Below are 8,215 nucleotides of genomic sequence, written 5' to 3'. Positions count from 1 at the left end.
AAGAAAATCGTTAGTTGACTAGCTGGCCTTTAGAATGATAAAGGCTTAGAACTGCTTGAGCCGTATGAGGGGAAACTCTCACGTACGGTTCTTAGAGGGGAAGGCGGCAGTAATGCCGCCGACCTACTCGACCGCCCGTCGGACCTCATTCAGCGCGAAGGGCGTATCCTGCGCTGGGGCAATCTGTTCCCGGAGGTGCGTATTTTGCGGTACTTAACGGAACGTTCGTTCGACGCATATATCTATCAGCTTTTGGAAAACAAACAGCGGTTCACAAACCAGATCATCAGCAACAAACCACCGGCACGCCGGATGGATGATGTGGACATCGTGAGTGAAATGCTCAAGCAAATCAAGGCGATTGCGACGGGCGATCCGCGCGTGATTCGGAAATCCGAACTTGATACGGAGATTATGCGCGTCCAGGTATTGAAACGGCAATACAAAGCAAAACGGTTCCGGCTCCAGAGCTTAATATCCGAGCTGAAGCAAGATATTGACAGGAACCGTAAACGGATCAATTCATACGAGCAGGATATGAAAACAATACAACCCTACCTTGCATCCGGCTTTAAAATGACGGTCAAAGGGATAGAATATCAAGATAAAAAGAAGGCGGGTAAAGCATTGCATATGGTTATGCCCGAAATTGCCGATGCCGAAGGAGCGGCAAAAATAGGCAGCTTTATGGGATTTGGAATGAATATGGAATACATTCCAGACGAAAGGAATTACGTTTTGTATTTGCATGGAAAAGGCGACTACGAGTGCGAACTAAAGAAAGACGAGGTAAAGGATATTGAGCGAATTTCAAGCCTTATAAGGGATATACCAATTCTAAAAAAAAGCTGCCTTGAAACCATTGATAAATGTAATAAGCAGATTTTGGACGCAGAGCATGAGCTTGATCGTCCGTTTGAGAAAGAGCGGGAGCTTCAGGACATGATGCAAGAGGTTACACAGCTAAATCATGATCTCGATCTGGATCACGACGAGCCGATTGTGGTTGAGGAAGAACCGGACGTGGAAATTCAGTCAGAGGATCAGGACTATGAACCGGAATACGTGAGATGAAAAGGAGAATTCAAATGTTTGGAAAAAAGCTGCGGGAACAGGAAGTAAAAAACGGATCACAGCAGGATATACCGGCAATCAGGAAATGCAAGCAGGAGATGGAAGGGGCATATTTGGAGCACGCATGGAAAAAAGGGTATTTGGAGCTTATACTGGAACTCATTTCGCAAAAACATGAAATAGGGTATATGAGGGATATGCTTGCACTCACTGCGAGGCTCCAGGTCGATAACGGGATTATTTATCCAGATGAGATCAAGGAATGGGCATCGGAAGTGAGGGTACAGCTTCCAAAACCGGAATGCGGCACATGGGCGCTTGACCTGAATCCCCTGCTTGCCTATGACGCGATTCATTGGATCAGGGAGTACGATTCGGAAATGATATTCTATGAAGCAAAGGAAGCATTCAAACGAATCAGCGACTTCTATTCGGAAATGCTTGGACTGTTGCAGGACGCATAAATGAATCGGTAAGGGGCGCGAAGGATGGCGCCCCTTTTTTGAAGGGAGAAAACAATGGGGAAAATAAATGAACACAGACGGAAAGGAAGCCCGGAAGATATTTCAGGGTGGGATAAGTCCTTTGAAGAACTTGCCGAAATACGTGAGGAACTAAACTCAAACGAAATAACGTATGCTTCGGAAAACGGCTATTTATCACAATATTTGAATGAGAATTTTATGTATGTGGATTTTGAACTTGTGCGGATCGTTCTTGCGGATACCATAAGGAAATTTTCAGAAAAAGGCAAACATGAGTTTTCCCAGGAGATAAAGGAATGGGCCGACAAAATAAGACCTTTTGAAGAACCGCCATATCAGAAAAATGTGCTTTATCGTGAATCATGGTATCTGAGCCAACCACCCGAAGTAGTAGAGGATGCTGTCGCATGGGCGATGGATCGTGATTTGAATATCGAGAAATTTCAGCGCGAAAACGAAGAAAATATCGAAATCTAGGAGACAAGTCTAATGGAAAACAAAAAACGAAAGAAAATATTGACCGTTATCCTTGTAGCTGCGGTTATCATCCTGATTCTGCTATTGCATTGCTGCGGAACGCAGGAGCCGGAGAAAGAAATATTTGGCGTCCAAAGGACAAACGGTGATCTTGTCCTGAAGGATTCTAAGACCATTGAGGAAATGGAACAGATGATGATGAAGATGAGCATTCCGGTAAACATCAACGCATCGCCGCACTGTCGCACAGATGTCAGCCCTGTAAATTTTTGCATCGAAAATCCCTCAGGGAGCGACAAGAATCTTTTGGTAGAGGTATACCTGCTTAACGATGATGTGAATATGGACAGCTTCGACGAGTCGCGGGATGTGAAGCAGGATAACCTCGTTTATTCTACCGATACACTATTGCCGCCTGCTTCGCATATTGAATGTGTGGGCAAGGAGGGAGAAATCCTTGACGGGTACGGATACCTGACAAAAGATGTTGAATCAGGCGCACACAAAGCGGTTGCTATTTTCAAGGGTTATACGATGGGTGACGAGCCGCAGTACGTTGGAAAAGGATACGCATTTATCACGCTTACGGTTGGGGATGAAAACTGAAAGGATAAAGGGGAAAAGCATGAAAAGAAAATATAGGATTTTAACAACATTCATATTGGTAGTGGCCTTTTGTATTGCGTTTGCGGGAACGGCTTTTGCCGCAGACGGTGATCTGGTTGTGCGGGGTTCAGCAGGCGAACAAAAAACGGTTTCAACAGGCGCGACGATTGTAGGAACGGTACAGCCACTTATGATTTCTGCGGTTGTTCCGACAATCGTTGTCTTTGAGATAGATCCGAACAAACCTGCGTTCTATGAAACAAATACAGTACAGGACGAAAATAAAGCCTTTACAACAGCAGAATTCAGCTTTACAAACGGATGCAATGCGCCGCTAACATTTTCGGTTTCGTCTATGGCGGAATCGGGAGATGCACCGGAAATAGTGGAGGCTAATACCTTTACTGATGACGAATGGAAAGATCTCAACCGGACAAGGACAAACGCTAACATTGCTTTTGGTTTTACCTTGCCCTCTTATGACGAGTGGCAGGCAGTGGATAACGGGGACGCATGGTTTTCCCCCTTGACCGCTTTGCCTCTTGGAGATGTAGTTGGCCATTCGACAGTAAAGGCAAGCCTGAAAGCAAAATATGGGATGTCATGGGGCTATCCGTCAACATCGACAATTATCTACGAAGTGGCGTATGGAGTATCCATAGCGGAGTAACAGTATTGCAGGGGGCGTTTATACGCCCCCTGCAAGAAAGGAAACGATTATGAAAAAGCGGTTAATAGCAGTTTTCCTTATCCTTGTCCTGATTATAGCTTTTGGGTTTAAGACAGCTTATGCCGAAGAAAAAACAGAGATGGTTATGCCACAGTCGAGTGCGGATATGGCAGAAGATGAAGAAACTGAAACAGAGAAAGTACAGGCTCCAGAGGAGAAAAAAGAGACGGAAAATCAGGATAATGTGAGCATCTCGTATCCAGAAGAGATAGAATTACCAACAGTAGAAATGATTGAAACAGAGATTTCAGAAAAACCAGAAGCCCAGCCTTTTGTGCTTAACAGGGTAGACTCGTATTATTCCCCGCATAATAACGGCACTATGCGCAATCCAGGCGGCGTACAACGCGGAGCACTCCTGCTCTCTATTGTCACAGGAAGCGTCGAGACGAGCGATGTGCGTTACGCAATATGGAGCGACGCAGGCGGTCAGGATGATCTTTTTTGGGTAATACCTGCTTACAAAGGACTTAACGAATATGGACACAATTACGAATACGTTCTGATGGCAAACGAGCATGGAAATCAATATGGATGGTGGACCGTCCATATGTATTTTGATAATACCTTTATCGAAGCATTCCACTTCATGATTACATATGGTCCCTACCTCGGAAACGAAAATATTGTACCCAATGCTTATTCAGGCTACATCAATAAGCCCGTCACTTTAGCGTGGCAAGGACGAACTACGGGCGTAGTAGACTGCGATCCTACGTCGACATATACAGAGTGGCAGCGATACGAGAATGGGAAATGGGTAACAAAAACACATTTCAAAGGGACGAGCGATACCCCGTGGTCTTTTAATCCTACGGCGAATGATTTAGGCGTGTATACATGGAGGTGTATATCTGGTAACAACAATGGATACAATGTTTCTAAGAATACCACTACCACGGTTCGAGCAGTTCAGCCTTCCATTACAGTACAGCCACAGAATACAAATGTTTTGAATGGCGCGCAAGCAACATTCAGTGCTTCGGCAAACGGCAATCCTGCCTGTTCCTATCAGTGGCAGCGCTTTAAAGGTTCGTCATGGGTGAATATTGCAGGAGCAACGTCGGCAGCATACCGATTTACGGCAGGCAAAGCAGACCATCAGGCACGATTCCGTTTGGTTGCGTCAAACGCAGGGTACTACGGTGGCACATCGGTTACATCACGGGAAGTAACATTAAGTGTCAGCGGTATTGGAACGCAGCCGCAGAACCAAAAGATTGACTACGGAGAGAACGCATTTTTTAGCGTTTCGGCATATGGAAGCATAACGGGGTACCAGTGGCAAAGATCCCAAAATGGTACGGCATGGGAAAATATTACAGGAGCGACGGGAAATACCTATACCGCAAAGACGGTAAAGGATGCGGACAGCGGAACCAGGTATCGCTGCGTCGTATCTACCGCCGCAGGACAGGTCACTTCTGCTGCCGCTACCCTGACGGTAAACCCACGGATCATATCGGCCCTTGTCCCCGCGCAGGTATCCTTTACATTGAATCCGAACCAACCTGTCAACTTTACATCCGACACAAGCGGAAACAAGGCCTTTTCCGCCCCGCCGCTTGTATTCAGGAATACGGGGAAATATCCGCTCTTGTTTTCCGTTGATTCTATTGCTGAAAAAGGTAATGTTCCAAAGGTAGTAGATGAAGGAAAATTTACGGTTGATGAATGGAAAAATTTGAATTGGCTGGAGACAAAGGAGTATATTGCGTTCGGGTTTGAAACGCCGGACACATCCGCATGGAACAGCCTTGTAAACAGGGAAGGTTGGTATTCCCCAGTGCAGCCATACATCATTGGAAGCCTAGACGCAGGAAAGGAAGCATCGCAGCTTTTGAAAGCTAAATATGGTACGGCATGGGGCATAGCGGATGAAAAGGAAATTGAATACGGAATTGTCTACGGGATTTCCCTTGTGGACTGAATATATGAGATGAAGGAGCGGCGCTCAGTAGATGCGCCGCTTTTCTAATTTACTGGAGGGATGGAAATGATTGACCTTAATAATTTTAACAGGGAACAGCGAAAAGTCGTTGAGGACGTGATTACAGGCGGCGTACCGCCACAATATGTCCATATCATTGCAAGGCCAAAATTTACTGCGGATGAGATGAACAGAATCGTAAGGCTGGTGAACTATGGGCAAGCGAAGGATCTGCCTGTCGGGCAGTATGTAAAAATGGGATACAGCGTTGAGAAAATGGAACTGATGGCGAGATGGATCGAGGAAACATATAATTTGAATTTGGCGGAGACCTGTGCGGATGAAGCGATAAAATCCGGTAAGCACGATTACCATTCCTGCTGCACCTACCGGTATCTTGTGGAAGGGGTAGACAGCGACCTGATTCATTACACGGTGGGACAATACCTGAAAGGGAAACTCACAAGGGAGCAAATGATCCGTTCCTGCGAGGTATGCAGGATTTTTGAAAAACTGGATTTTGAACAAAGGGCGGCGATGCTCACAGCAGATTCAGATGCCGTAAGCCCGTGGGTATTTGAAAAGATTGCCAATCCAAAACTCAAACCGCAGCAGATGAAAGGGCTTTTAAAACTTGCGGCAGGAATGGATAAGGATACGCATGAACCGTTTGTAGCGGTCACATTTCAAATGGAAAAAATGATTGCCCAAAACGAAGCACCGCAAAAAATATCAATCAGGGATAAACTGGACGGTTACAGCAGCGACAAACCACGGAAACAGATCAGGTACATAAAGGATAATGCGGAAAAAGCGAAAATCCCCAAAACGGTAACATATGCCCCCAAACATAAGAACAATGATGTTCTGGAACTTTAGGGAGGGCTGGATTGTATTTGACTGGAAGGGGCGGACGCGAGATCGAGCAGATCGCCAGAGAGATACCGCGCCATTACAGGATAGCGGTTTTAACGGAAAAAGAACGTGGGTGCCGGATGTGCCGGTTCTACTCACGGATGAAAAAACAGTGCAAGCGAAAGCACTGTTATTTTTTTGAGGACTGATTGGAGGATAATAGTATGGAATACAAAATTTCTAAAACGAAAAGTGGAAGCTACAGGCTTTGGCGCGTGCTGAACGGCGGCGAATATGAACGGTATTATAAAAATGACAAAGCATATACCCGGCGCATCTGGAAGCGCGAGGACGGGAGCTTTTGGCTGCTTCTTCTTTCCCGCCGCACGAAAGAAGAATGCCAAAAGCTCATATATGCTTGGCAACGCAATAAAGGGTCGGTATAATAAAGATAGAAATACACCAACGATCCCCGCCTTGAAAGGAATATTATGAAAAAGTTTTTTTCCCTTATGGTATCTTTCCTGATGATAGCAGTGTTGCTTTGTGCCTGTGCAAAACCAGGCGAAAATGGTACAACTACAGGAAGCGGCCTGCCGACAGCAGAGGAACTTTTTGAAGAAGCGACAAAGGACGATCCCGATGGTTGGTTCACAGAAAACGGCGGGTTTATCTATGACATGATTGCAGAAGATTTTGAGTTTAAAGAGGGCAGGGCATTTAAAACCGATAAAGGAGTACCGACCTTTTACTACGTCATTTATACAGAGGACGCAAGTGTGGAATGGTTCAGGTTGTTTTTTGAGAAATTCCAAAAGATAATTACGGAAAATAATCTGGCTGAACGTGGGAATGCGTCGTGGTATATCAGTGTTATGTATCTCGAGGATATGTCCAGTGAGCAGGTCGGGAACATATCGTATCTTGTATTGGACGGAAAAGAATACTCAGAAGTATATCCAACCGATCCTGAATTTGCAGACGGGCTGGGCGAAGATTTTGAAAAAGCATATGAAAGCAATGCGTTTTTCAGCGGGATCAATTCAGAGGATATTGATTCACTGGTATTCTCGGAATCATCTGCGGAGTAGAAGCGGGAACAGCGGTTGTGGTATAATCCATGTAAAGGGAGCAATAAGAAATGGCGATTATAGGTGATATACAAAAGAAAATAGCCGAGACCAAAAAGAAGCTCGATTCGGTACAGGAGATCAAAAAGGATTTCCTTGTTTGGGACGCCTTTTATAAAGGGTTTCAATACCGTTTTTGTTGGTCCTCAAACAGCATTGAAGGCAATACGCTTTCCCTTGACGAAACCATAGCGGTTGTGGATTTTGACGAGGTATCGGCAGGACATAAATTCAGCGAATACCAGGATGCCAAAAACCTGTTCAGGGCGATCAAAGAAATGTCACCGAAGGGCGTCAGGATCTCCGAGGAATGGATCAAAAAGATCGACGGTATCATTTGTGGGGCATATGGGGAATACAGGCAGGAAAATGTATTCGTCGGCAATCCTGCCCGTGCGGTGTATTACCCGCCTAAATATGAAAATGTGCCGGAATTGATGCAGGCGCACATGGAAAAAATCGGAGATTTTCATAGCGGGGATTTTGCGGAAGTCATCGAACGGGTGGCAGAATACCACATTGAGTTTGAGCGTATTCATCCGTTTATGGACGGAAACGGCAGAACCGGACGCATCATCTTAAATCAAATATTGATGAACAATGAGATCCTTCCGGCAGCTATCAGCCATACGTCAAAGTACAGGCAGGCATTTAAGGAGTTTGATACGAAAGGCGATAAAAGCCTGATGACCTACCTGATTTGTGACGCATTGCAGGAATCGGCTAAGATAGTCAAAGAACTCAGCTTGAAGAAAGAGCGTGATCAGGAAACGGCGAAGGCTTCCGTTAAAGGGAAATTGCAGAAAAATAGCGGGGAACCGGGTGGTGGCAACAACCGGGATCATGAGGATTTAGAGTTATGATACGGATAATATACTAAAGTGGATAGCAGCAAAAAGCGTTCAGAAATGGGCGCTTTTTTGTTGTG

At 45.4% G+C, this 8,215-nt stretch carries 11 protein-coding genes; all 11 read left to right on the top strand.

Going from position 1 to position 8,215, the window contains the following annotated elements; all coding sequences use genetic code 11:
• The first annotated feature begins 204 nt into the window (after window positions 1–204).
• Window positions 205–1,074, top strand: coding sequence for a hypothetical protein (locus tag CHK_RS12650; protein ID WP_046444426.1), 870 nt, complete (start codon window positions 205–207; stop codon window positions 1,072–1,074).
• Window positions 1,075–1,088: 14 nt separating this feature from the next.
• A complete protein-coding gene (locus CHK_RS12645; RefSeq protein ID WP_046444425.1) occupies window positions 1,089–1,538 on the top strand; it encodes a hypothetical protein in 450 nt (149 codons plus the stop codon).
• 54 nt (window positions 1,539–1,592) lie between these two features.
• Window positions 1,593–2,036, top strand: a complete 444-nt coding sequence (locus CHK_RS12640) for a hypothetical protein (RefSeq protein ID WP_046444424.1) — start codon at window positions 1,593–1,595, stop codon at window positions 2,034–2,036.
• 12 nt (window positions 2,037–2,048) lie between these two features.
• Window positions 2,049–2,642, top strand: coding sequence for a hypothetical protein (locus tag CHK_RS12635; RefSeq protein ID WP_046444423.1), 594 nt, complete (start codon window positions 2,049–2,051; stop codon window positions 2,640–2,642).
• Window positions 2,643–2,661: 19 nt separating this feature from the next.
• Window positions 2,662–3,312, top strand: coding sequence for a hypothetical protein (locus CHK_RS12630; protein WP_131924949.1), 651 nt, complete (start codon window positions 2,662–2,664; stop codon window positions 3,310–3,312).
• Between the two features lie 49 nt (window positions 3,313–3,361).
• Complete coding sequence (locus CHK_RS12625; protein WP_046444421.1) at window positions 3,362–5,302, top strand: GBS Bsp-like repeat-containing protein; 1,941 nt, start codon at window positions 3,362–3,364, stop codon at window positions 5,300–5,302.
• 66 nt (window positions 5,303–5,368) lie between these two features.
• Window positions 5,369–6,181 carry a hypothetical protein gene (locus CHK_RS12620; protein ID WP_046444420.1) on the top strand — a complete coding sequence of 271 codons (813 nt, stop codon included), beginning with the start codon at window positions 5,369–5,371 and terminating at the stop codon, window positions 6,179–6,181.
• An 11-nt stretch (window positions 6,182–6,192) separates the two neighbouring features.
• On the top strand, window positions 6,193–6,366 hold the full coding sequence (locus CHK_RS16705; RefSeq protein WP_160295675.1) for a hypothetical protein: 174 nt from the start codon (window positions 6,193–6,195) through the stop codon (window positions 6,364–6,366).
• A 15-nt stretch (window positions 6,367–6,381) separates the two neighbouring features.
• Entirely contained in the window at window positions 6,382–6,603 is a 222-nt protein-coding gene (locus CHK_RS12615) for a hypothetical protein (RefSeq protein ID WP_046444419.1), read from the top strand.
• Between the two features lie 45 nt (window positions 6,604–6,648).
• On the top strand, window positions 6,649–7,248 hold the full coding sequence (locus CHK_RS12610; RefSeq protein ID WP_046444418.1) for a hypothetical protein: 600 nt from the start codon (window positions 6,649–6,651) through the stop codon (window positions 7,246–7,248).
• Window positions 7,249–7,298: 50 nt separating this feature from the next.
• The gene (locus tag CHK_RS12605; protein ID WP_052740581.1) at window positions 7,299–8,150 is read left to right on the top strand and encodes a Fic family protein; all 852 of its coding nucleotides are present in this window, start codon (window positions 7,299–7,301) and stop codon (window positions 8,148–8,150) included.
• Window positions 8,151–8,215: the final 65 nt, after the last annotated feature.

The organism is Christensenella hongkongensis, assembly GCF_000981035.1.
Taxonomy (GTDB): Bacteria; Bacillota; Clostridia; order Christensenellales; family Christensenellaceae; genus Christensenella; species Christensenella hongkongensis.
Note: the sequence above shows the minus strand (reverse complement) of the source record. Positions and strands in the feature narration are given on the sequence as shown.